The organism is Olivibacter sp. LS-1 (assembly GCF_008245145.1).
In the GTDB taxonomy this organism is placed as follows: Bacteria; Bacteroidota; Bacteroidia; order Sphingobacteriales; family Sphingobacteriaceae; genus Olivibacter; species Olivibacter oleidegradans.
Window position 1 is genome coordinate 4,612,231 of sequence record NZ_CP041643.1, and the last position, 25,570, is coordinate 4,637,800.

The window sequence follows — 25,570 nt, forward strand, 5'->3', positions numbered from 1 at the left end:
TGGCAAGTATTTACTTCAAATTTGGATTCGCCTGAATTTCCGAGAGTGGAATTGGCCAAAACAAGTCCGCTTCCCGAAAGGCATTTACATGGTTCGGGGCCTTAAAACCGATCAGGTCAACGATGCGATCGTTTTCCACGTCAAAGGCCTTCCGTGTCCGTAACATATCAAACCAAGTATGAAACTCAAAACATAATTCCCAATAACGTTCTTTCAAGACTTCATCCGTGGTAATATTGGCTGGTTTTTGTAAGGTCGGGAAAGCGCGTTTCCGCACCGCATAGTATGCATCGATAGCCGCCACATCACCGGTCGAACCGCCGTCTATCATGGTTTTTGCCTCCGCACAAAGCAATAAGAGATCGGCATAACGCATTAATGGAAAATTAGCACCTGAGCGGGACGTCTCCTCAGCGGCGTCATCCCAGAATTTGTAAATAAAAGGATTCTGCTTACCTGGTGCATCGCCCACATAACGTACATTATAAAAAAACTGCTTCTCCTGCTTACGTAAGTCATTTTCGGCAAATGACTGATAGAACGCCATCGTAGGCGCCATGGCACCACCAAAATTAGGAATGACCGACACCGGTTCAGGGGGTTCGGGATAAGGCATAAAGTTAAAATGGATGATACTACCGGCGTTTCGTTGATCACGTTGATTCATCAATAGATGCTCCCCTTCATTGTTTTTTGCCGGATTCCGTAAGTCGGCATAGGTAGTAAACAAGCTATATTCGCCGGCATTTATTACTTCCATGCATTTGTCATAAGCCATTTGGTAATACGTTGCCCCTTTCTGTAAGGGATAACCGGCCATCGTCATGTAAACTTCGGCCAACTGCGCCTTCACGGCTCCTAGATTTACACGACCACTTTTATCTGTCCAAGGCAGGCCCGCGTTTTCTGCAAATTGTAAATCACTTACAATTTGATTATAAATATCGGCAATTGGGGTTTTCCCGATCAGGATGTTGTTCAGATTTTGAGTAGGTTCTGTTTTAAGAGGTATACTCCCGAACAAACGTACCGCTCGAAAATAATAATAGGCGCGCAAAAAATATACCTCTCCTAAAAAACGATTTCGTTTTTCTTCACTCACCACCTTTGTTTCTGTAACATTGGCAATGAAGCTATTGCAATTCTCTATGGGAATATAAGTACTGTTCCACCAGGTTTCAAAACGGCTATTTGAATTTTCAATATTCTGCAAAAGCAAGAACTGATCATCGGCGCTTCCCGATGGTCGCGGCCTTTTACTATATCCAGTCATATACTCAAGGGCATATACGGGACTGGCAGCCACCGTTATTTCCGTTGAAAACGGCATATTCAAACCAGCATAAGTACCATTAGCTGCTGCCTGAATTTGATCTTCTGTTTTATAATACTGATCCGTGGTCAGAAAACTCGCGGGCTCCTCTTCCAGAAATTTGTTGCAAGAGGTAAAAAGAACGAGTATCACTAAGGCTAATCTAAAAATTGTGTTCATGATTATTAAAAGCTAGTTTTAAGCGAAAAAGAAATGGTTCTTGGTTTGGGATATTGGTATACGTCTACGCCCTGATTAAGTGCCGCATCGAATGATGTTACTTCCGGATCATAACCCGTATATCCTGTAAATAGAAGGGCATTTTCAACGTTTACGCCGAGCACCAAGGTATTTAATTTGATCTTTTGGAGCCAATTCTTGTCAAAACGGTAGGAAAGGCCTACATTGCGTACCCGTAGGAAAGAAGCATCCTCCACATTAAAGGAATCGCCCGCTTCATTGTCAAAACCGTCCGAATTCACCCGTAACTGGCCGAGCATTGTGTTTTGATTTTCCGGAGTCCAAGCATTTAAAATGGATTTGAAACTATTCACATTAGGCCCGGGATTTACCATCAATGCTTTCGCCAAACTAACGACGTGATTACCATATACGCCTTGCAAATCTATAAACAAGGAGAAGCCCTTATAGCTGATGGTATTGGTCATATTCATTTCCCATTTAGGCATTGCATTCCCTAAATTCACGCGGTCGTCTGCGTCTTTCGCACCATTCCCGTTCGTATCGCGGTATTTGATATCGCCCGGCTTTTTACCATACTGTGCTGCCTGTTCTGCTTCGCTTGTTCCCCACACACCTAATCGTTCATACCCATAGAACTCGTTCAATGGACCGCCTGCAATAATGCGGCCGAACCAAGGATAAATTACATCATTGTTAATATCGATTACTTTTGAACGATTGATGGAAAAATTATAACCGGTTGTCCAGCTAAAATCTGCTTTTCTGATATTTACCGTATTCAAGCCAAGCTCCACACCCCTGTTTTGAATACTTCCTATATTATCAAAGACATTTGTATACCCGGTAGTAACCGGCAGTTTTCGAAGGTATAGTAAATCATCGTTGCGTTTGTCATATACATCTGCCGTCAAGAGCACTTTACCATTGAATAAACTCATATCGAAGCCGATGTCCAATTGCTTTGCCTTTTCCCATCGCAAATCCGGATTTCCTAAACCTGCCAAGGTAACGGCTGATTGATAAGCGTTATTGAAAACCGCTTGTCCATTATTATAACGATTCAAAGTTACATAGTCACCGATCTCCGCATTGCCGACAATACCGTAACTGATTCTCAATTTCAGATCGTCAATACGGCTATCCATATTTTTAAAGAAAGACTCTCGGGAGATGCGCCAGGCCGCTGAAAAGGATGGAAAATAGCCATATTTATTGTTGGATCCAAAACGAGAGCTTCCATCAATGCGGAAGGACGCGCCAAATAAGTAACGATCGTCGAAATTATAATTAGCTCTCGCGAAGTAAGAATTCAATTGATTCTCCGTCTTTCCTGAACTGGGTATCCGGGGCGTAGTTCCGGTACCTAAGTTATTATATTGGAAAAAATCGTCAAAAAAGCCCTCGGCGCCGGCACGATCCGTAGAAGTCACATAATAATACCAGCTTGCTCCTGCCACCGCATTTAGATGATGTTTAGCCCAACTATTTGTATAAGAAAAGTAGTGCTCGGTTGTCCAAGATCCAAAATCCGTGTGCCCCCTCTCAGCGATGCCCTGCTGGTTTTCGGCCACATCAAATACAGTTCTGCCACCATAATAAAGATTATAACTGGAAGAAAGTTGCCCACTTACCGAGGCATTGAAGTCCAATTTGTCGGAAAGACGAAAAGTAGCCATTAAATTACCTAATGACTGTGTTCTTCCTGTTACGTTCTTCACCTCATTCAGCAGTTTAACCGGATTTTCCGAGTTTTCAGCGCCAGGGTAATCACCTTTTCTCGAATAAGTCCCATCGGGGTAAGTCACCGGCAAAAAGGGCAGATATTCCAAACTCTGACGTAGCGCATTGAGTCCCAATGTATTGTTGTCTATGTTATTACTTTGATATCCGCCCGCATTCAAATTAGCCTTGATGTTCAGCCATGGTTTCACCTCCCAATCGAGGTTTAAAAACCCATTCAATTGCTTATAATAACTATTTAACATAATTCCATCATTATTTCGGTAAGACACATTTGCCAACACCTTAATATTGTCCTTTCCGCCTGAAAAAGTCAATGCGTGTTGATGCGATACTGCCAGGCGGGTTGCCTCCCGCTGCCAGTTTATATTGTATTTTGGTGTTCCATCACTATTGAACAAATCATCTTTATGTAGAAAAAAATTATTGGGATCCAGGTGCGGCGCTATGCGACCGGGAACATACTCATACTGGCGCTTAAACATTTCCAAGCTTTCATTCGCATCCAATAGATCCAATTCGCGAGCAAGGGAAGCAAAACTTAATGTGTTATCGAAAGCAATTTGTGAGCTGTTAAGATCTCCATTTTTTGTCGTAATAACTACCACCCCATTTGCTCCTCGTGATCCATAGATAGCTGCCGACGAGGCGTCTTTCAGTACATCCACCGACTGGATGATATTCGGATCGATGGTAGTTGGGTCGGCTCCCACCATGCCATCAATCACATAAAGTGGCGTATTAGAGCCATTGATAGAACCTGTTCCCCTGATTTTAATCGCAGGGTTGCCTCCCGGTTTACCCGAATTAAGATTGATGTTTACACCGGCAATCTTTCCGGCCATTCCCTGCAATAGATTCTGTGCCGACGGCCGCTCCAATAATTCCTCCCCTTTTACAGAACCGACCGCCGTACTCAAATTCCCCTTACGGGAGGTACCGTAACCCACTACTACGATTTGCTCTAAACTATTGCTGGCGGTCGTCAAGGTTATCGTTAAATTTTCAGCATCCGTAACCGGCATTTCTTTTTCCGAATAACCGACATAGGAAATAACGAGTAGTGCGCCCTTTGGTGCCTGAATCGAAAAAGCACCATTGCTGTCTGTTAAGGCGCCTGTCTTTGAGCCTTTAACGCGTACAGAAGCACCAGCCAAAGGTTGCCCGGCTTCATCTAGCACTTTCCCATGTAATGTCATCTGTTTCTCGGGTTTGATGGCTGATGCGATACGCTTTTCGCTGATAAAAATAGTCTTCCCCTTAATTTCATACGTTAAGGCGTAAGTCGACAAAGCCGCCCGCAGTGCCTCATCTACAGAGCCGTTGCTGACATTCAGATCTATCATGCGCGTTGGCTCCAGTAATTGATCATTATAAAAGAAGGTATAATCCGATTGCTTTTCAATAGCTGCGAAGACCTCTGACAATCGCGCTTTTCGCATCTGTAGATTAATACCTTGAGCGGCAAGCGACGAGGTGCTTAATAACAAGCTGGCCAAAAACGACCAGGTTCGTGCCTGTTTCCCTAAATAAAGGCCAATAGTATTCCCTTTCGCCTTACTTTTAATTGCGATCATATAAGTCTATAATGTTAGGTTTGTTAATTTAAATTTATTTACTCATTGGTTTTTTGTGTTATACGACCTCAGGGTCCATTTGTTTCCATATGCTTTTATTTAAACAAGTCTTTTGGTAATTCAATAATGTGCTCTTGGTCTTCTATCTGAATAGGAATACCCGATAAGGCCAGACCATTCAGGAGTTCAGACAAAGTAAGTTGACGATCTATTTTACCTGTATATGTCTTTGTTGTACTTGATTTCACTTTTAGATCCACATTATACCATCTAGAGAGCTCGCGTAAAACAGATGGTAGATCAGCTCGATTGAAGGCAAAATAGCCTTTCGTCCATGCTATAGCTAAGTCTGCCTCCTTCAAACGGTTGACTTTTATACTTCCTTTTGCTGTTAAACTAGCCTCCTCACCCGGTTGTAACCGGATTTTTTTTGAGGACGTCCCAACTGTTGTTATCGCTATACTTCCCGCCAGCAAGGTCGTTTTAAACGCTGTCTCATCCGGATATGCGCGTACGTTAAAATCTGTTCCGAGTACTTGAACACGTTGGCCTTCACAATTCACAAAAAACGGCTTATTCACATTACGAGCTACTTCAAAGTAAGCTTCACCGCTAACCGTGACTTCCCTGATATCTCCATCAAAACGCGTTGGATAATGTAAAGAAGAGGCAGCATTTAGCCATACCTTCGTTCCATCGGCAAGCACCAACCGGTATTGCCCTCCCTTGGGTACGCGCATGGTATGAAAAACCATCTCTTTAGTCGATTTTTCAAGCCCGCTGTAATTTAACCGGCCTTCTCCTTCCTTCACGAAACGGCTCTCACGATCTGCAAATATACCGTTTGCTATCTCCTCCAACTCAAGCGTTCGGCCATCTGCGAGTGTAATGGTGGCCCTTTCAAACCCAGGCTCGACATCCCGTTTAACCACCGTCTTTTTTGTTGATGAAGTGTCAATGGACTTCGATAGATAAGAATAAACAAATAGCCCGAGGCCTAGGCACACTAAAATAGCGGCAGCATATCCCCCGATGCGATACCATAGAACCCGGGGGCTTAAAACCGTTTGTTGTTTGATGCGCTTTAGTATCCGACTTGTTTGCTTGGCGTTGAAGAAGCGCTCCTTTTGTTCATAATCCAGATAAGTCTCTTCCAATAAAGCTTCCAGCGATTTTTGTAGCTCTTCCCTTTGGAGCAACTCGAACAATTCACGTTCTTCCTCCGGAGAAGCTTGTTTATTGAAATACTTTTCGAACAAGATGCGTAACCTGCTGTCCATTTACAATCAATTAGCCTATTGGTTTATTTATCTTAAAGACACAGTCAAAAGTAAAAAGGGGTAATGGGTCGATTTTTTTTAACGTAAAAAACGACTTAACAATATCACCAATAAAGGCAGGTCGATTCGTGCTTCGGCAAAATAGTTACGCAAAAATTTAAGCGCCAATTTCATGTGTTTTTTTACTGTCTCGGGTGAGAGTTGCAATACACGCGCGATTTCTTCTTGCTTCAGGTGTTCTATTTTACTCATTTTAAACACTTTCTGTTGTTGTGGTGGCAATTTTTGGATGGCCTCTTCCAGTATGGCCTTGTAGCGATCTACCGGATCGTCGCCAGCGTCAGCAGACTCATATTGAATCAATCCCCCCTGCCAAATCTCATTCCGAAGTTTTTCATTAGCAATTTTACGCAACGCATTCAACATTCTGTTTTTTGTAAGAATAAAGATATATCCTCTAAAAGAGGAAATCTCCCTTAACGATTCGCGCCTGAGCCATACTTCGATAAAAGCTTCTTGAACCACTTCTTCGGCTAAGATATCGGAAGAAGTGAGCTGATAAACAAAGGCCCCCAGCTTATCATAATAAGCATAAAATAGCTGCTCGAAGGCTTTTTCATCACCATTCGCTACCCTGACCAATAGGTCGGTTTCCGTATCAAGAGAAATCAATGCCACTCACCAGGTTTATATGTTGCTAATTTAGAAAATAAAAACGATTTAGCAAGAGTTTGTTATTACAACCCTTTATTTACCCGATTAAGCTTTTGACACTATTTAATGAATAACGCAAAAAAACCTTAAACTTTGCAACTTTTCAAACAGCTCGACCGGTAAGCTGTTATGTAATAAAGCATTTAATAGATGGAAAAAGACAGAAAAGCTGTTCCGAACGATCATCTAGCCAATGAACGTACCTTTTTAGCTTGGATACGTACATGTATTGCTACCATTGGTTTAGGCTTTGTTGTCGTTAAATTTTCGCTATTCATTCGACAATTGGCCTTAGTAGTGGGTACCGGTACCAAACTGCCCAATCATGGCTATTCGTCTATTATCGGAATTACTTTGGTTATTGGCGGTATGTTGCTTGCCTTGTTTGCCTACTATCGATTCAAGAGTACTCAACAGCAATTGCTTGCCGGCAGATTTCGACCATCGTCCGGCATATTTTTGGGAATTACTACTGCTATCATACTTCTTGGTATTATCTTGGTGGCATATCTCTTGCAGCGTGTACGCTAATGCACAACAAAGGTTCACAATCTTTCGCACGTCATCATCGATACAACTGTATACAAACATTTTAACACCTGGGCTGTTAGAAATTAGTGAAACAGCTACGAGATTTATGTTAGAGAAGATTCAAGACCTTCCGGCTCATGTTTTCGGTGTTCGAGCATCAGGAGAGGTAAGCGGAGAGGATTTAAAAAAGGTATTGCATCCAGGTTTGCAAAAACTTGCCGCTAGCTTTGGAGAAATCTATTATTTGCTGGTACTGAACACATCGGTACAGAATTTTGATAGTAGCGCCTGGCTTCAAGATATGTTGGCAGGTATCAAACACTTCAATAAGTGGAAAAAAATGGCCATCGTAACCGATGAGGAGAACGTACGAACATTTACTGATATGGCCAGTTATATCATGCCGGGAATCGCCAAGGGTTTTTCCCACGCAGAAGTAGGCGCAGCGGTTGCCTGGTTATCTACAAAAGACAGCGAAAAAAGGCCAATCGGCAAGACATCCCTGGACAAAATCGCTTTGGTTGCTTTAATTACCATTATCACCATAAAGCTGATAAAAAGAGCCGTGAAAAGCGCTAGACGATAAGTTCTATCATAAACCGCAACGAGTTGATCCTTTATTGCATTTCCTAATCGTCTCGTAAAGATTCAACCGGATTAGCTAAGGATGCTCGAACTGCTTGCCAACTCAGTGTCAATAGCGCAATTATCATCGCCACCAATCCCGCAACGACAAATATCCACCATGGGATGTCCATTCGATAAGCAAAATTAGCTAACCATCTATTCATCATCCACCAGGCTACCGGTGAGGCAATTAAAATAGCCACGCAGATTAATTTAACGAAATCATTGGATAAAAGTCGCACTATATGCATGGTTGAAGCACCAAGCACTTTACGCACACCTAGTTCCTTCGCCCTTTGAGTGATGGTCAGCGCGATGAGGGCATACAAGCCAAGGCAAGAAATAAAGATTGCCAATAAGGTAAAATAGTTAAAAAATTGGGTTGTTATTTTGTCCTTTCGGTATTGCGCTGCATAGGCTTCATCTAAAAAGGTATAGTCGAAACTCCTGTTTGGAAAAAAACTAGTCCAAGCATCCTTTACTTTCGACAAACTATGAGAATTAATCCGAAGCGAGATCGTAGTAGCGGGAAATGTATTATAAATCATTACCAAGGGTTCTACTAGATTATGCATTGATTTATAATAAAAATTTTTCACAACACCCACTACTTTTCCTTTATGCCCAAATCCTTCTAAAGGTTGACCAATAGCCTCTTTCCACCCCATCTCATGCAGAAAACTTTCATTTACCAGAAATGCCTGCTCCCGATCCAGGTGTAAGCTGTCAGATAGGTTTCTCCCGGCAACAAAATGTAGTTTTAATAAGAGCGCAAAATAAGGATCAATCAAAAAATAATTAGACATTAACTCCCTTCGTTGGCCGTTGTTTTTTGCAAAGGTTGTAGCCATCGTCAGGTCATCGGCTTGTAAACCACTCCCCATGGTTACTCCTTCCACTTCCGGAAGTTGTTTTAAAGATTCATAGAATCCCTTAACCTTTGTTTGTTCGATTGAATCGGTTGGAACACGTACACTTACTATCTGATTTAAATTAAAGCCTAAATCCGTATTCGTCACATATTCTACTTGTCGATAAACCACTATTGTACCAATAATCATTGCGGTAGCCATAGCAAACTGAACAATAACAATTCCTTTACGGAAGATTATTCCTTTTATACTTGTTTTAAAACTTTTTTTCAGCATCCCTATGGGCCCATATCGTGCTAACGTAAGGGATGGATAAATTGCTGCCAATAACGTAGTTAAAACAAATACACCTAGTAGAAAAAGACCATATTCTTGCCATTCAAAAGCGATAGCAGTCCCCAATAGGTGGTTAAAGTATGGAATTAACAACGACACCAACATAGTGGCAATCACCCAAGCTGTGGCGATCAACAAGAACGACTCGATCACAAATTGTCTGATCAATTGAATAGGTCGTGCTCCCGCCACCTTTCTGATCCCTACTTCCTTGTTCCTTTCCATAGCGGCGGCAGTTGATAAATTAACATAATTCAGTAGGGCAATAAGGAGTATAAGCAGCGCTAATAAGGAAAAGACATTGTTGAAATGCTTATTTCCCTTCACTGTATCCATCAGCTTTCCTTGACTAAAATGTACTGAAGCAAGCGGCTCCGTTTGGAAACGAATACGATAATCATTCGCACCGACACCGTTTAGTTCCGGTTGTACATATTGGGTTGCTATTCGTTGCAATTTGGATTCGAAGCGCTTCAGGTTCGTACCCTTCTTCAACAGAGCAAAAGTATAAACCGGAAAATCGAGATCAGTCCACGTCCTTATGTCTGAAAAGTTAGCCGAAAGCAATCCTTCGATATGAAGATCCGTATTTGTTGGCAGATCAGCAATCACGCCTGTAATACGATGAGGTTTTCCATTACATAGCAGGATATTTCCGAATGCTTGGTCCGGACTATTAAAGTATTTCCTTGCGATGCTTTCCGTTAAAATCAACGTATTTGGTGCCGTCAACGCATGATGTGCCGAACCGACAATAAACGAGAAGGTAAAGATTGAGAACACCGATTGATCTGCCGCATAAAAACCTTTTTCCCGAATCAGTTCATTCTTATAAGGCACCACAGCCGGGGATGACTCAAGACGTACGACGGCCTCTGTTTCCGGATATTCACGCCGTATAATATCTGCTAAGGGATATGGGCTAGTAGCAAATGCTAAATCAGATTCAGGCGTGGATAAGGTAGTTGTTATTCGCGCTATACGCCTAAAATGCACATTATGTTGATCATATGTCAACTCGTAATGCACAAATAAAAAGATAAGCAGGCAAGCACCGATTCCTACCGATAAGCCGACAATGTTAATTGAAGTATACAATTTATGTTTCCATAAATTACGCCAAGCAATGTTTATATGGTAACGCAACATAAGATTTTTATCCCCGTAGTCATGCACAATAAATCTGCCATGGTAAAAAAGTCGCTTGAGACATCCTGTTCCCGGTTTTCGCTATAGGTGTTGTTCGAATCCGTACAGCATTGTGCGGATTCGAACATGTATCAGATACGAAACCAACCCCCCATATAAGCGTGGGGTATCTTATTGTTTGTGTTTGTTCAGAGGCACATCCATTGCTATCCCATGATCGCCTTGAGAGGCCAGCCAATTATCCAGTTGTCTGGCATATTTCTCAAGTAGACTGCGGTATTCCGGGTTTTCCGCTAAATTATTCAACTCATACGGATCCCTTTTTAGGTCGTATAACTCCACTGCCGGACGATGAGCAATTCGCTCTATAAGTGGTACCGCCGACTTATCATTTTCCGCTTTTCGAACCCAGCTTGTCCATGCCAAATTGTCTTTGTCGGTATTCATCATATATTTAATGTAATAGGTTGAGTCCGGCAATAAATTGCGGATATATTTATAATGAAGATCGCGAATACTTCTAATAGGATAAGCAGGCCCTTCCGGTATGTTATTGTGAATACCATAAGCAAAATCACGATGTGTGCTTGCCTTGTTTAATAAAACCTGCTTAAAGCTAAATCCGTCCAGTGCTTTTATAGACTTACCGCCCGCTATATCTAGCAAGGTTGGCATAATATCTTCATATTGAACAATCGCATCCGTTTTAGTACCCGCATCCACCTCGCCCGGCCATTTAACAATCATAGAACTTTTTTGTCCGTTGTCATACAGAGTCCATTTTCCTCCCGGAAATTGCGGACCTTGTTCGCCAAGAAAAATAACCATGGTATTGTCTTCCTTACCCGTTTCCTTTAATACGTTAATGATATCACCTACCTGATTATCCAGCCGACGTATTTCTGCCAAATAATTGCAGAATTGCCGGCGTGTTAAATCTGTATCCACCCAATGAGGCGGTAGTTTTAATTTTGATGGGTCGAATTCCGTTGGATCTCCCACAGTCCATGGCGCATGAGGATTAATACTCATTACAAAAAGACAAAAGGGGTCTTCTTGTTTTATATAGCTCCTCACGCTATCTAAGGTATAATTATCTGTTTGAGACACACAATTCGGCTCAAAGCCACCTACCCGATCAAATGGAAATATGGAACCCGGCTTAGTAACGTGATCCTTACCGGCAAGACCGACCCGATAACCAACCGCATTCAGGTAATGGATGATGCTTTTTAGCTCCGGATAAACTTGTTTGTGATTTTGATAAGCACCGTGTCTGGCGGGATACAGGCCGGTAAACAGTGAAGCTCTAGTAGGCACACACATAGCTTCGGAAGCAACAAGGGTGTTGAACTTCATACCTTCGGAGGCTAGTTGGTCAATATATTTTGTCTTTATATTGACCCCACCATAGCAGCTCAATTGTTTGGAATCAAGGTCATCGGCCATTATTATTATAATATTCGGCTTTTCGTCTTTATTAGGAAGGGCCGCTTGCGCGCGTTGTAAACAAGCGACAAGCAAAGCTAAAAGCAAAAGAGCGTTTAAAATCCGTACTGAAATAAAGTTAGTGCGTAGTAAGATGATCATCATATGTCGTAAACATGGTTAATTGGCGGTCCTTATCCAAAGATAAGAAACATACAAAGGATAAGTTGATCAAAATTTAGCAGTTTTGTCTCAATTATTTACTGTGGTCTGTCAGTGTCCCCTTTTATTGAGTTCGGTCGTCATGCATATAATAAAAACATCATGTATGCACCGGAAAAAAAACATTTTACACGTAATCTCTAGTCCGCGCGGAGCAGAATCGCAAAGTATTCGTTTGGGGCGCGCTATCATTAAACGACTTCTAACAGCCTATCCGGAAAGTGAAGTCGTGGAAAACCATTTATTACAAGATCAGCCTTCGTTTTTGACAGTTTCCCATCTGTCGTCATTTTTTAACACAGCGAACAACAGATCCGAGGCAGAACGTCAGGCTATTATGTATTCCGACAAAATTCTTCAGGAAGTTAAAAGCGCCGATATTTTAGTCATAGGCGCACCGATGTATAACTTCACTATACATGCCGCATTAAAAGCTTGGATCGACCAGTTGGTTCGGCTGGGTGAATCCTTTCGATATCTGCCCGATGGTAAGCGTATTGGATTATTCCCGGATAAGCAGGCCTTTTTAGCCATTAGTACAGGAGGCCGCTATCCGGACAGCACTTCCGATCCCATTAAGAACTATATTGAAGATTATCTCTTTACGATTTTAGGTTTTATTGGAATCAATGACATAACTTCACTTCGAATAGAAGGTACTGCCGAAGCCGGATTTCAGGCGAATTACGATTTTATTACCCGCAATATCGTTGAAAAGACCGAACTTTAATACAAAAAGTTAGCGCGCTTGTCCTCTTTTGGAAATTTCATTCGTCGTAACAAGAAATATCGAAAATCATGAAAGAATTCACCTTACTTTTCAGGTTGAGTAGTCAATCAGACAAAAAACCGTCGCTCGAGCAATTACAGGAGCGAATGGCTTGGCTAGCCGGGCTAGCCGCTCAAAATAAACTGGTCAATAAAGGAAATACCTTATCCGTCACTGAAGCAAAAACGGTACACGCCGATCACGTTGTAACCGATGGTCCCTATACCGAAATAAAGGAATTTGTCAGCGGGTATCTCATCGTGCGAGCGGAAACAATCGAGGAGGCTGTTGAATTGGCCAAGACAAACCCGATCTTTAAGGTCGGAGGTAGCATCGAAATACGAGAAGTCGTGCAACTATACGAGCAAAAATCGTGAGCAATTTTTCAAAAGAAAACGAATTATCGCATCTTTTTAGATCTGAATATACGAAAATGACGGCAGTATTATGTCGTCATTTTGGGCTCGTCAACTTAGAAATAGCTGAAGATATCGTTAGTGATGCATTTTTAAAAGCCGCTGAATATTGGGGAGTAAACGGAATACCCGATAATCCGGCGGCTTGGTTGTATACCGTAGCAAAAAACAAAGCGAAAGATTTTATTAAACGAGATACACTCTTTCAGTCTAAGCGTAACACGATTAAGGAACTAAGTGAGTCGTTTATAGCAAGTGATTCTCTTATAGAGCGACAATATATTGCCGACAGCGTTTTAGCCATGATGTTTGCGGTATGCGACTCACACAATTCTCCCGAATCCCAAATATGCCTTGCTTTGCAGATACTTTCAGGTTTTAGTGTTGAGGAGCTTGCCCAGGCCTTCCTCACTAAAACGGAAACCATAAAAAAAAGACTGTATCGTGCTCGGAATAACCTACGAAAAATAAAATTTCGTATTAACGAACTGAATGAGCAGGAAATCAAAGCGCGTTCTGAAACGGTTCTGAAAGTGTTATATTTACTTTATAATGAAGGGTATTATTCCAAAAGCAACAGTCAGATCATAAGAAAAGACTTATGCGCAGAAGCCATTCGCTTGGCCCTCTTATTATTGGAAAATCAAATAACAAATACCGCTCAAGCTAATGCCTTGATGGCTTTGATGTGCTATCAAAGTTCACGACTGGATGCCAGAATGAATGAGCATGGTGAGCCGCTCCGCTTTGATGAGCAAGACCGGGAACGTTGGGACAGCAGCTTGATTGAAAGAGGGCATTACTATATGCTTGAAGCATGCCATGGTAATGAGATGTCAAGTTATCATCTGGAGGCAAGTATTGCTTACTGGCACACCACCCTGCATAAAGAAAAGTGGAATAACATTCTTGATCTTTATGACCAGCTCCTCCAACTGGCCCCGACTCCACCAAGAACTTTAAACAGGTTTTTTGCTTATGGAAAAGTATACGGTCACGAAAAAGCCATCGAAGAATTAGAAAAAACCGGGTTAACACAACATGAGGGATGGCACGAGCTATTGGGTTATCTTTACGCATCAATTAATAAAGACCGGGCAATCGAGCATTACCAAAAAGCCATAAATAAAAAGCAATCTCCGGCTGCCAAAGAACAACTAATGAAAGAAATAATTCGACTAAGAGCAAAGCTTCCCATCTTGCGAGCACCGAAGTAACCATCATAGAAATCTACCGGAAAAGAATCGGAAACGGCCAGCCACTCAGGACAGCCTCCTGACAGACCGGCCGTTAAAACCTACGCTTCTCCTTAAATTTGCTGTGAAAAGACGGTAGCCGCTTCTTTATCCCGATATTCGTCGATTAACTTTTTGAGTTTATCTTTCAATTCTTCAATTGTCGTCTGATAAGCCTCGTCTTCGTAAACATTATGAAGTTCCTGTGGGTCTTTTTGCAAGTCATACAATTCCCAAGCATTCTGCCCTTTATAAAAACGCACCAGTTTGTAACGCTCCGTGGTAACGCCAAAATGGGGAGACACGTGATGAGGCTCCGGAAATTCATAATAATGATAATAGCTCGCCTCTCGAGTTCTCACATCCCTTCCATTGGCCTGCAACACGGGAAGAAAGGACTGGCCCTGAATATCCTTTGGAACCGTTACACCCGCAATTTCAAGCAAAGTAGGCGCCCAATCGATATTCAATACATGCTGGTCAATCTTAGTGCCCGGATTTACTACGCCGGGGTACCGAATTAGAAACGGCGTTTTTAGTGACTCTTGATAGATAAAACGTTTATCAAACCAGCCATGTTCTCCCAGATAAAACCCTTGATCCGAACCATAGATTACAATCGTGTTTTCTGCTAAGCCCTTTTCATCTAAATATGCCAACAACTTGCCGATGTTACGATCCAGTGCATTCGCAGTGGAGAGGTAATCTCTTATATAACGTTGGTATTTCCACTCGGTGAGGGCCTTCCCACTTAGCTTCTTTGAGTCAAATTCCTCCGATATTTTATTATAGTAGGTACTGAAACGCTCCTTTTGTGCATCAGTAAAACGATTATAGACACCATTTTTACTAACTCCATAATCTAAATTCACCTTTAGATCTTGTTTTAAGCGCATCGTTTTTTCGATGGTCATATCCTGATCCGCTGCTGCTTTTCTTCCTGCATAAGCATCATAAAAAGTTTCCGGCAGGGGAAAATTAACATCATCGTAAGCTCCTAAGTCTTCTAGATCGGGTAGCCATTCGCGATGGGTAGCCTTCTCTCCTACCACTAAGAAAAACGGTTTATCTGTATCACGACTATCCAACCAGTTCGTCGCTAGATCTGTAATAATATTAGTCACATATCCCTCAATTCGGGTAGTATCATTCGCTTGGTTAATAAAATCGGGGTTGTAATAATGCCCTTGCCCAGGTAAGATATTCCAATAATCAAAGGCATCGCCGGGCAATGTCCCTAAGTGCCATTTACCGATCCAAGCGGTCTGATAGTCTGCTTGTTTTAACAAACGACTAAAGAGTTGTTGCTCTACATTGAATTTCCCTTCATTGCCCAAGTAACCATTTTCATGACTGTATTTTCCCGTCAGTAAATTTGCTCTGCTAGGTCCGCAGATCGAATTCGTTACTAAGAAATTATTAAAGATAGCCCCTTCCTTTGCAATGCGATCAATATTCGGTGTGCGTGCATATTTACTACCATAGGCACCGATTGCTTGGTAAGCGTGATCATCGGAAAAAATGAATATAATATTGGGTTTTTGCGGTTTACCTTCTGACTTTTTTGTGTTTTGATTACAGCTAGCCAGCGCAATTCCGAATGCAAGCAAGCAAATACTAATTTTTTTCACCATAATTTTATTTATCGTTCACCGCTAAATCTACAATATTTTTTTCAAATGCGGTGTCAGCATCTCCTTTGTTTATAGGTATATAGATCTTGATTTGAAGAACAAACTACTTAGGATGTGGCCCACTGCCTTCGATGCACTTTATTAATAAGCACTTCGCGGTTCGTCACATTCTTACGCGCTTCACTAATTGGCCATGTGAGATTATGATAACAATTATCGAACAAATAAGCAATATACCTATCATTTTTTCTCAAAAAACAGGGTTTTTCCTGTGCCATTTACAGTATTCCACCTGTAGATTATTTCTCCGTTTTTCCCAATCTTTGCATCACAAAAAAACAAATACTATCTATGGACAAGCATTATGGAGAAATTATCGAAATGACGATTCGAAGAAACGGTTACAGTATCAGTGAATTGAGTCGGATGATGAAAGTAAACAGACGATCGATTTATAATTGGTTTGCTCAGGCAAGATTCAAACCTGAGATCATTTTTAAAATCGGAGTCGCAATTCGTCATGATTTTTCTAAAGAATTTCCCGAACTATTCACCTCTGAAGACTTTCAACGCGAAATTGAAAAAAGTAAGCAGAACTTTTCAGCCACCATTCAACAGGTCGAAGAGATCTCTTATTGGAAAGACAAATACATCAGCCTTTTGGAAGAGTATAATGTTGCCTTAGCAAGACAAACACAACAATTTGGTAGAACTACCGTCCTAGCCTAAAACGAGTAAAAACGAGAAAGAGGGTGTTCACAAGAAAGGTGACGTTCAACCTGTCACCCTTTAGACACCCTCCTTTCTTTTTTCTCAAAACTTCCAAATTTCATCTACACATAAATCAAAAACTTTTTCTTTCATTAGCTATTGTATAGAAGGAAGCGATTCAATATTCTTTCTGACGCATTCGTCCCCATTCCATTGCATAAATTCATAATTTTGCTCTTCACATGAAAGCAAATTAGCTGATAAAAATCGGAAAATATTTCTTTTATTTGCAAAAACATCTATTAGTATGAATAGCAAGAGTTGCCTTCCCCCGCCAACCTGTTAGTTTTTCAACATGAACTTGCGTACTCGGGTTATAAGAATCCGCTGTTGTAATACGCATATCATTTATAAAAAAACGTTAACCGTCATCAATAAATAGGCAATTCAAATGAAAAAATCATATCTGCTATTACATATTGCTGTAATTCTGGCTGGCTTCACCGGTATCTTCGGAAAACTTATTACCCTCAATGAAGGGCTCCTCGTATGGTATCGAATGCTCTTTGCGTCCCTTATTCTTTTCGTCATTCTTCGTTTTACGCGCAAAGACCGAATACTTCATTTTCGGGAAAAAATAGCGATCGGAAAGGTCGGACTTTTACTGATGACCCATTGGGTGCTGTTTTATGCAAGCATCAAGTATGCTAACGTATCCATTGGCGTCGTATGCTACTGCCTCACCAGCTTCTTCACAGCTATTTTCGAACCGCTAATCAATAAAAAAAAGTTTGTACCTACGGAACTTGTCCTGAGTGCTTTGACGTTGCTGGGTATCAGCTTAATCTTTCATTTTGACACCTCTTATCAACTCGGTATTCTGATTGGAACGATCTCTTCCTCCTTTGCAGCACTTTATACTATTTTTAATGAACGACTGGTCAAAAATTATGACAGTAAAGTCATTAACTATTATCAGATGATTAGCGGAACTTGCGTCTTAGCGTTGTTAATGCCACTGTATCTCCGTTATTTTCCAACAGACAATCTATTTCCCGGTCTAACCGATCTCCTATACCTGCTTTTCTTAGCACTATTCTGTACCGTCCTTTTATATATGCTATTTGCAGAGAGTTTAAAACAGATCTCCGCATTCACCGTCAACTTGAGTTTTAATCTGGAACCGATATACGCCATAATACTGGCATTCTGGCTATTTAATGAAGGTAAGGAAGTGAACCTATCGTTTTATGTGGGTTGCACTTTCGTGATGACGTCGGTTGTACTACAATCATTAATCGCTCGGAGAAAACGGTTGAAGACGGCAAGAATCAAATCGTAGGAATTATTCCGTATTGACCCTAAACCTCATTTCCGTTGATAGTCCATCATGGCGAAATTAAAAAGTCTAACCGCTCTATTATCTCAACCGACTAGACAGACCTACCAACGCCTTCGCGGGCTAATTTTGAACGATTTGAATAATTGTCGCGTAGCAGGGCCTACTCCCGCTACTTGCTCATGTTCAACCGATGAATATCTTCTTCCGCAGTCTTCGAAACAATTTCTAGGTAGTGATCCAAGCGCTCTTTACCCACTTGATAAATCGGGCTTAAGTAAGTCGTGTACACCGGCGTAATTCCACAAAACTCCAAGGTCCCTTCCTTCAGCTGTAAAAAAGCGGAACCTTTATACTGTTCAATATAATCCTCTTCCGATGTATCAGCAGTACAGATAATTCGAGCCGTCCTGCCACTGAATAATTTATTATAAGAACCATCGTCTCTGCTTTCAAAAGCAATTGTTGGAAGGAAGAGTCGGTCAATAAAACCTTTCATCACAGCCGGATAACTCCACCACCATAAAGGATGAACCCAAACCAGATGATCACTCCATAAAATATTGTCTAAGGCCATCAATAGATCCGGTTCTAATTCCATACGTTTTCTATAACCATACTTGAGATTGGGATCGAAATCGAGCTCTCCCAGCATGAGACTGCGCACATTTGCACCGAAAGAAACCGCTGTATCTATATAGCGGTCGGTAATCAATTGGTTAAAACTTTCTTTGTCAGGATGACCGTTAATCACTAAAATATTCTTTTTTTCCATTATATTTAAATTGTATATCAAAAAATAGGTCAAATGACCAAAACAAAAATAGGTCAAATGACCTATAAAGCAAAATTGATTTATCTTCTTTATGTCAAAAAGAGAAAACGTAACGGCCGACATTCTTAAACAGACGATAGCGATTTTAAAAGCAGAAGGAAGTAGTGGTGTAACGATGCGACAGGTTGCGAATAAAACGGGTATAACACTTAGTAATTTGCAATACTATTTCCCGGATCGGACCAAGCTATTTCAAGCGATGTGCGAATTTTTCTTTCGGCAATGTGAGAAAACAATACTCAGTGAACTGTCTACCATTAATGTAAACGATCGTGCATCCACTAACGGCTTCATTAAAAAATTACTTGAGATGTTGATTGTAGACGGAATTAACGATTATGATCATAGCATTTTTCGAGAGCTCTGGGCCCTTATGTTGAGAGACAAAGAACTCGCCGAAACCGTTCATCGCTTCTACAGGAATTATGCGAACTGGTTGGTTCAATTGATTTCGCAATTTACTCCCTGTCCTGAAAAAGTAGTATCATTATTGATTCCTTACGCGGATGGTTATGAGATCATGGGCGCAGATTTACCGCTCGAACGGAACGCAATTGTGGAGATGCTGTCTGAAATTATATCACAGATGACGAGGAAGAAATGACCTCCCTTTATGAGGCCTTCGAAATAGACGAGCTTTTAAACGTTTACGCGTTTATAGCTAATAAGTCCAGGTATCGTCTTTTTTTCCTCCAAGACGCCGGTCCGCGCAAAGTTTGCCCATACGGTACGCAGACGTCTTCCGGCAAGGCGTAGCTCTTCAGGCGAGCTTCCCTTGCAAAACAACGCATTCTTCCATAGCTGCTCATTACCGAATAAAAGCGGGATATCAATCACATGCGCTCCTCTAAAGTTATTTTTCTTCTCGCCCCAATCAATCTGATATTCATACACTTGCCTATGGCCGCTTGCCATTAATTCTGCAAAAGCTCTTCCTGAAGTTCGGTACACGCTATCTGTTGTCTTACGGATCAGCCATTCTAACATCGCTTTACCGAACACAGGCACGTAAGATAAGTGTTGCACCAGCTTAATATAGGGAGCAAAAAGCGCTGTTTCGCGGTTTGTCCACCCGATCAGTATATCCCATTGATTTGCCCTTTTTCGCCAAACCTCTTCTGTCCTTTCTTCGTGAGGAAGTGGCTCAAATCCATATTGGACACCAAAAGGCATTCCCCCCTTCAATCCTACCCGTTTCATGGAAAATAGCATCGTATTCTGTATATCCAAAAGCTTGTTTACCGGTGAATTTTTGGGGAAAGCAGCCACTTTCTTTATCAAGGTTTCAGTAAGTGATGCTTTTCCCTTCCTGATCCCTAAAGGTGCGCTTTGAATGATGACTCTATGAAATAGATTTTCTACGCCCTCCGCTAACATCAGGTGCGCAATGGCATCGCCACCCGCTGACTGACCAAAAAGGGTAATATTTTCCGGATTTCCGCCAAACGCGTCAATATGCCTTTTTATCCACCGTAACGCAGCTATAATGTCAAGCAGTCCTAGATTCGCCGGTATATCATTATATCCCCCTAAAAAACCAAATAAACCTAATCGATAAGTCACATTAACAACCACCACCTGCTGTTCACTGACAAGCAAGGCTGGGTCGTAAGCTGTCATATCCCCTGCACCGGTAAGATATGAACCTCCATGAATCCAGACCATTACCGGCAAGCCCGCTGATACAGGGGTACTAGCGGGAATTGTAATCGACAAGTGCTGACAATTCTCATTCAGGGGCAATTCATCCATCATATCCATGCCAAACACCTCCTTTAATACAGGAGAAAAGGATTGTGGACAAGCCGGCGACCAGTTGGTCGCCATATAAGGTTCTATACTGCCCAAACCGATTATCTCCCGGGGCTTTTCATAGCGCTCTGCTATCGCATAGGGAATACCTGTCGCCCTTATAACAGCTCCATCCTGCCATCCCTGTATCGTGCCCGCTAACGTTCTAAAACTCGTATTGGTCATTTATGATTTAAGGCAACTTATGTATACCTTATAGCTGCGAATATAGGAAATAGTCGTTATATATGACCTTAGCTTATCTTTTAGAAGCGTTCCAACAAACCTATGTGTTTCTTCACCGTCTCACGCCACCATTTACCGATTATTTTCTGCTGTTCACCTATTTTTTCTCGGTCAAGCGCAATCCACTTCCTAGATTTGAATCAACAAGATAAATATCAAGATGTTGTTCAAAGCAAAACATGCAAGCACCCAACGCTGTCCGCCATAGGACAGATGATGTACGTTTTCGTACAGAAACGAGAACAGCTTAAACACATAAGTAACTACAAGACAACATTTTAAATAAAGCGGAACAATTATGTCATGCACTTGGCATAGAACACTAAAAAATTAACTCGATAAAATTTACAATTATGAAAACGTTCATCACCTCCATCATCGCAGCCATTGTATTAACAGGTACTGTTGCATTTTCTGCAACACCTAAACCGGCCAAACGCTCCAATATAGCAGCTATTAATCAAACCTTAGATCGTTATTCAGATGCTGTAACCAATGGACAGCTTACTAACATAGAGCAACTATTTAGTGAACAGTTTCATCAGCGCATTGTGCAAAGAAAAAAGGGTAATAGCTTTAACAAAAAACAGCTAGTCAGTTTCTTAAAAAATCAACGAAATGTACAGCAGAATTGCGAAACGGATTATAGTATCTTAGAAGAAAACGATGGCGTAACGATTGCTAAAATCGAAATGAAATACAAAGAGTTTTCACGCATCGATTATGTGACCATCTCGCAAACCGATCAGGGCTATCAGATCAACCAGGTTATAAGTACCTTCGAATAAAACTGTCCACTATAAAAAATATGGAAGGCTCCGTCTTTTAGCGGGGCCCTTCTTAAGCGCCATCTAAACATAGAGATACCGGTTTTAATTTGCCGAGTTAACTTTGCAGATAACTTTCAATCCTATGTGCAAATTCTCTTAATAAACTCGGGTCGACACGCTTTGCTTGAAAACGACAGGCCTCCTTTTGTGGAAACTCAAAAGTAACTTGCTCGTTCATAATGTCTACCATACATAATTGCATGCCCTGTATCGATGTTATATTGACGTTGTAAAAGTCACCCCTTACTTTCATCCAAAAATTTTGCATAATTTGTTCAATTAAAATCCTACCCTTTACCTTTCGGTATACACTCTCTTTATAACGATTCCACTATTAAAAATGTAACAAGCTGTTCACAATTTTCATAAGCTTTTAATGTCAGCGCAAATTCATTGCCGGTGATTCAGTTGACGCTCTATTCTATAAAAGAGTTATAGGGTATTTACACTCTTCTTATTGCCGTCGTAACTAACAAGGAAGAAAACAATGTATGTCAACCAATGTGCTTAATTTTAGGATAGATCATCATGGGCACCAAATACCATGCCCCAATACGTTGACTTTATTCAACGTATTGGGGCATCTAAAGACACCCTGCTGCCAAAGCGGCCTCCTGCATATGATTTACGCACAAATTGGCAAAATATAACCGTATTGTCAGCAGAAGACAATAAAAGCTGAATGAATGCGTTATAAGCTACAGTTATGCATTTTAGGTTACCATTCGGGATCCAAACAACCATAGCACCTAACTGAATATTTAAGTATCAAATGAATAAGCATCACGGGGAGATCATCGAGCGAACCATCCGAAGAAACGGCTATAGTATTACGGACCTAAGTCGAACGATCAATGTCAATAGACGATCTATGTACAACTGGTTCAGTCAACCCAAACTGAGACGGGATATCATATTGAAAATCGGCAAAGCACTCAATTATGACTTTTCCTTTGAGTTTCCGGAATTGTTTTCCACCGAAGATTTTCATACAACCACACCATTGGTCCCGACAGTTCAGAAAGACAATAATATTACGGATTTAGAGAGTGTCACCTACTGGAAGGAAAAATACATACAAGTATTGGAAGAATATAACCGTGTGTTAAAAGAAATCAATTCATCCAAAACAACTCGTCATAAGTCGCGCGGCAAAACAATAAAAACACGTTCTTTCTTATAATGCAAACTCGCTTAGATTAACCCTCGCTAGCCAAAGCCCATTTGGTTAAATCATGAGAAAGCATGCTATTTAAAACCAAAAACTCGGGAATTGTGAACGCATTAGCAGCGGTTTGCTGCGCTATGGAAAAACAAAAAAATAGGGTCCGACTAAGCTTAGCTTAAAATTATATGCGATATTTACCTGTTGATAAATAAAAACATATGCCTATTCATGTTGCAATAACCCGAAAAATTTTACCGGGAAAAGAAGAAGAATTTAAAGAAGCACTGCGTCAGTTTTTAGGTGATTCTTTTGCGCACGGCGGCGTACATGGCGCGGCCATGATTACCGCGCTGCCAGGTACGGAAAACCGAGAAATCGGCATTCTCCGTACCTTTAAAGATGAGGCTGAACGAGATGCTTTCTATCGTTCGGATGCGTTTAAAAAATGGGAAGCTTATGCGTCAAGCGTCACCGAAGATACACTGTACCGCGAGCTTAGCGGCCTTGAAGCCTGGTTCCGTTCTCCTGTGCCACCACCAAGGTGGAAAATGGCGATTGCCACTTTTTGCGGTGTTCTGCCAACAAGTACATTTTTGTCATTCGCACTTGGCCCTTTCATAAAAAATGTGCCTATCATTGCCCGCCTCTTTATCATGGCGATTCTGATGGTGTTACTTTTGACATGGGTAGTTATGCCCACCTTGACGAAGTGGATGAAACCTTGGCTCAGACCTTGAGTATTGTATCAGTTTATAATTGTTTATTTTCTATATGAATAGAGTCGCTATCCTTTGCTCCATCTCATTTAATCCTTAATCATCCTCATAAATTCCGATAAATACTTTTCGTACACACCTCGTGGGCTGCTTTGGTACTTTTTGGCAATAGAAGCCGCCATTCCCACCACCTCGCCCATCATTCCGCAGGTACGCATCACTCGAGTGCTTCCAAAGGCCACGTGTGTGGTACTAATGTTCCTTCCAGCCATAAAAAGATTATTGATATTCCGCGAGTAAAGACTTCGATAAGGTATCGTGTAAGGCGCTACGCGGATATGTTTGGTACCAGCAAAAAATTCCTCGTCCGGAAAATACAAACTGTTCTTTTTGTCCGGAAAATGAAGATCTATCGTCCAGGTAGCTGTCACCGTTGCATCCGGATACATTTTACCCTCTTGAATATCCATCTGCGTAAGGATATGATCGCCCATCAAGCGTCTGGATTCGCGCTTTCCGCCAATATAAGCAACCCAAGCCAATTCACGCTTAGCATATTTTTCCGGCTTGTGATTTTTTAAGTAAGACCAATTTCCGTAAACCGCGCGTAGATTATGATCTCGTATCTGTTCTGCTTCGGTAATGGTGTTAAAGTTTCCGAAACCCGTTTCCCATTGCCAATCCGATTGCACTTCATCAATATGGTATTCATCTGAAAACGGAAGTGCCCATGGCGTCTCGGGAAAAGTCGTAGTGCTATCAACCGGTATAGATGCCCAGAGATTGGATGTTCCAAGGGTAAAATCGTCTGCCTCATCAGCAGCCAAAGATTCGCCCGTTTCCTTTCTACTCTCACGTCCCATTCTAAAATCAGCACCCGCCAAGAAGCCTAAGGTGCCATCTCCCGTACAATCTGCGAAATAAGCGCCTGTAAAACGCGTTTCCTGATTAGTCTCAATATTCCTTCCTATAACGGCTTTAATTGTATTGTTTTCAGTTTCTGCTTGGTAAACATGCGTATTGATAAAAAGCGAGAGATTTTTTTCGGCTTTCACAATTGCAAACTTACGTGCATCGCCGTATTCCTTCGCATTCGGGTTGCCGTTACCGGGATCTCCATTATCCAATTCACGTACAATTCTACCCAACTTAGGATAATAACTTTTATCGAGGTCGCCCATCAGATGCACCCGTACCTCTGAACTATTGTTCCCCCCTAACAAGGGTCTGTCCTGTATTAAGGCGACCTTAAGACCTAAACGAGCAGCAGATAAAGCAGCACAGGTTCCGGCCACTCCTCCACCTACCACGACCAGGTCAAAATTTCCCATCTCTTTTCTACCTGCCGCCAAACCCAATAGTCTATTCCGCAGCATATCCAATGCCGCGAGTTCATTTGGGGGCTCAGCCTCACTTCCCTTATTAAAAAGTATAGCATCTACCCGACCGTTAAATCCGGTTAAATCCTGTAACACCAACTCAACCGAATCTCGGTCGACCTTAATGTCACCGCCATTATACCATTTCCAGGCGCTGTCGCCACTTTCTCCAAAAGTTACCTGCAAAGGCTGACCATCCACAAAGAGTTTGAACCTACCCGGGCCCACCGGAAAAGGCGCCCAATCTTTTGTACGCACCCACACTCGGTAAGTACCCTTCTTTGGAAACTTCACCGTCGTCTTCGCATCTGCAACCGGCCTGCCCATTCCATGGGCCATCAGATACGAAGAGTGAAGGACGGGGAACGATTGCTGGTCAATTACCCATCCTCCCTTTTGTTTAAAAGACTCCGCTTCTATTAATATTTGTTCCTGTGCTACCAAACGTTGCATACAGAAGAAAACGACAAAGCTTAGTAGATGCCTGCTAAAAATAAGTTTTATCATGA

At 41.6% G+C, this 25,570-nt stretch carries 22 protein-coding genes; 11 read left to right on the plus strand and 11 right to left on the minus strand.

Features of this window, described 5'->3' with window-relative positions:
- Positions 1–10: 10 nt before the first annotated feature.
- The 4 genes from FKG96_RS19025 to FKG96_RS19040 form a co-directional block, all read right to left on the minus strand.
- Positions 11–1,492 (minus strand): RagB/SusD family nutrient uptake outer membrane protein, encoded by a 1,482-nt coding sequence (locus FKG96_RS19025; protein WP_165446933.1) that lies wholly within the window; start codon positions 1,490–1,492, stop codon positions 11–13.
- Between the two features lie 5 nt (positions 1,493–1,497).
- Entirely contained in the window at positions 1,498–4,833 is a 3,336-nt protein-coding gene (locus tag FKG96_RS19030) for a TonB-dependent receptor (protein WP_130855335.1), read from the minus strand.
- 95 nt (positions 4,834–4,928) lie between these two features.
- Positions 4,929–6,113, minus strand: a complete 1,185-nt coding sequence (locus FKG96_RS19035) for a FecR family protein (protein ID WP_130855334.1) — start codon at positions 6,111–6,113, stop codon at positions 4,929–4,931.
- Positions 6,114–6,191: 78 nt separating this feature from the next.
- Positions 6,192–6,791, minus strand: coding sequence for an RNA polymerase sigma-70 factor (locus FKG96_RS19040; protein ID WP_130855333.1), 600 nt, complete (start codon positions 6,789–6,791; stop codon positions 6,192–6,194).
- A gap of 186 nt (positions 6,792–6,977) precedes the next feature.
- Here FKG96_RS19040 and FKG96_RS19045 point away from each other — a divergent pair, with 186 nt between their 5' ends.
- Complete coding sequence (locus tag FKG96_RS19045; RefSeq protein WP_130855332.1) at positions 6,978–7,358, plus strand: YidH family protein; 381 nt, start codon at positions 6,978–6,980, stop codon at positions 7,356–7,358.
- Positions 7,359–7,464: 106 nt separating this feature from the next.
- Positions 7,465–7,944 (plus strand): STAS/SEC14 domain-containing protein, encoded by a 480-nt coding sequence (locus FKG96_RS19050; protein WP_130855331.1) that lies wholly within the window; start codon positions 7,465–7,467, stop codon positions 7,942–7,944.
- A 43-nt stretch (positions 7,945–7,987) separates the two neighbouring features.
- Here FKG96_RS19050 and FKG96_RS19055 read toward each other — a convergent pair whose 3' ends face one another.
- Both FKG96_RS19055 and FKG96_RS19060 read right to left on the minus strand, forming a co-directional pair.
- The gene (locus FKG96_RS19055; protein ID WP_149105854.1) at positions 7,988–10,342 is read right to left on the minus strand and encodes an ABC transporter permease; all 2,355 of its coding nucleotides are present in this window, start codon (positions 10,340–10,342) and stop codon (positions 7,988–7,990) included.
- Between the two features lie 171 nt (positions 10,343–10,513).
- On the minus strand, positions 10,514–11,935 hold the full coding sequence (locus FKG96_RS19060) for a sulfatase (RefSeq protein WP_149105855.1): 1,422 nt from the start codon (positions 11,933–11,935) through the stop codon (positions 10,514–10,516).
- 163 nt (positions 11,936–12,098) lie between these two features.
- Between FKG96_RS19060 and FKG96_RS19065 the strand changes: the two genes are divergently transcribed.
- The 3 genes from FKG96_RS19065 (at position 12,099) to FKG96_RS19075 (ending at position 14,394) form a co-directional block, all read left to right on the plus strand.
- A complete protein-coding gene (locus tag FKG96_RS19065; protein WP_013667551.1) occupies positions 12,099–12,722 on the plus strand; it encodes an FMN-dependent NADH-azoreductase in 624 nt (207 codons plus the stop codon).
- 68 nt (positions 12,723–12,790) lie between these two features.
- On the plus strand, positions 12,791–13,138 hold the full coding sequence (locus FKG96_RS19070; RefSeq protein ID WP_013667552.1) for a YciI family protein: 348 nt from the start codon (positions 12,791–12,793) through the stop codon (positions 13,136–13,138).
- Positions 13,135–14,394, plus strand: a complete 1,260-nt coding sequence (locus FKG96_RS19075) for an RNA polymerase sigma factor (RefSeq protein ID WP_130855328.1) — start codon at positions 13,135–13,137, stop codon at positions 14,392–14,394. The genes FKG96_RS19070 and FKG96_RS19075 overlap by 4 nt, the downstream gene beginning before the upstream one ends.
- A gap of 92 nt (positions 14,395–14,486) precedes the next feature.
- Here the strand turns inward: FKG96_RS19075 and FKG96_RS19080 are convergent, their stop codons facing one another.
- The gene (locus FKG96_RS19080) at positions 14,487–16,046 is read right to left on the minus strand and encodes a sulfatase (RefSeq protein ID WP_130855327.1); all 1,560 of its coding nucleotides are present in this window, start codon (positions 16,044–16,046) and stop codon (positions 14,487–14,489) included.
- A 351-nt stretch (positions 16,047–16,397) separates the two neighbouring features.
- Between FKG96_RS19080 and FKG96_RS19085 the strand changes: the two genes are divergently transcribed.
- Both FKG96_RS19085 and FKG96_RS19090 read left to right on the plus strand, forming a co-directional pair.
- Positions 16,398–16,775 (plus strand): hypothetical protein, encoded by a 378-nt coding sequence (locus FKG96_RS19085; RefSeq protein WP_013667555.1) that lies wholly within the window; start codon positions 16,398–16,400, stop codon positions 16,773–16,775.
- A 433-nt stretch (positions 16,776–17,208) separates the two neighbouring features.
- Positions 17,209–18,099, plus strand: a complete 891-nt coding sequence (locus FKG96_RS19090) for a DMT family transporter (protein WP_130855326.1) — start codon at positions 17,209–17,211, stop codon at positions 18,097–18,099.
- Between the two features lie 169 nt (positions 18,100–18,268).
- On the opposite strand, the gene FKG96_RS19095 is transcribed toward FKG96_RS19090, so the two are convergent.
- Entirely contained in the window at positions 18,269–18,871 is a 603-nt protein-coding gene (locus FKG96_RS19095; protein WP_130855325.1) for an NAD(P)H-dependent oxidoreductase, read from the minus strand.
- Between the two features lie 91 nt (positions 18,872–18,962).
- Between FKG96_RS19095 and FKG96_RS19100 the strand changes: the two genes are divergently transcribed.
- Complete coding sequence (locus tag FKG96_RS19100; protein ID WP_130855324.1) at positions 18,963–19,535, plus strand: TetR/AcrR family transcriptional regulator; 573 nt, start codon at positions 18,963–18,965, stop codon at positions 19,533–19,535.
- Positions 19,536–19,570: 35 nt separating this feature from the next.
- Here FKG96_RS19100 and FKG96_RS19105 read toward each other — a convergent pair whose 3' ends face one another.
- Positions 19,571–20,908 (minus strand): carboxylesterase family protein, encoded by a 1,338-nt coding sequence (locus FKG96_RS19105; RefSeq protein WP_130855323.1) that lies wholly within the window; start codon positions 20,906–20,908, stop codon positions 19,571–19,573.
- A 413-nt stretch (positions 20,909–21,321) separates the two neighbouring features.
- On the opposite strand from FKG96_RS19105, the gene FKG96_RS19110 reads away from it, so the two are divergent.
- On the plus strand, positions 21,322–21,756 hold the full coding sequence (locus FKG96_RS19110) for a nuclear transport factor 2 family protein (protein WP_130855322.1): 435 nt from the start codon (positions 21,322–21,324) through the stop codon (positions 21,754–21,756).
- 97 nt (positions 21,757–21,853) lie between these two features.
- On the opposite strand, the gene FKG96_RS19115 is transcribed toward FKG96_RS19110, so the two are convergent.
- Entirely contained in the window at positions 21,854–22,066 is a 213-nt protein-coding gene (locus FKG96_RS19115) for a hypothetical protein (RefSeq protein ID WP_130855321.1), read from the minus strand.
- 504 nt (positions 22,067–22,570) lie between these two features.
- On the opposite strand from FKG96_RS19115, the gene FKG96_RS19120 reads away from it, so the two are divergent.
- Entirely contained in the window at positions 22,571–22,981 is a 411-nt protein-coding gene (locus tag FKG96_RS19120) for a helix-turn-helix transcriptional regulator (RefSeq protein WP_130855320.1), read from the plus strand.
- Between the two features lie 203 nt (positions 22,982–23,184).
- Positions 23,185–23,703 (plus strand): antibiotic biosynthesis monooxygenase, encoded by a 519-nt coding sequence (locus FKG96_RS19125; RefSeq protein ID WP_130855319.1) that lies wholly within the window; start codon positions 23,185–23,187, stop codon positions 23,701–23,703.
- 68 nt (positions 23,704–23,771) lie between these two features.
- On the opposite strand, the gene FKG96_RS19130 is transcribed toward FKG96_RS19125, so the two are convergent.
- Positions 23,772–25,568: an FAD-dependent oxidoreductase gene (locus FKG96_RS19130; RefSeq protein ID WP_149105856.1), complete on the minus strand. Its 1,797-nt coding sequence runs from the start codon at positions 25,566–25,568 to the stop codon at positions 23,772–23,774.
- Between the last annotated feature and the right edge of the window lie 2 nt (positions 25,569–25,570).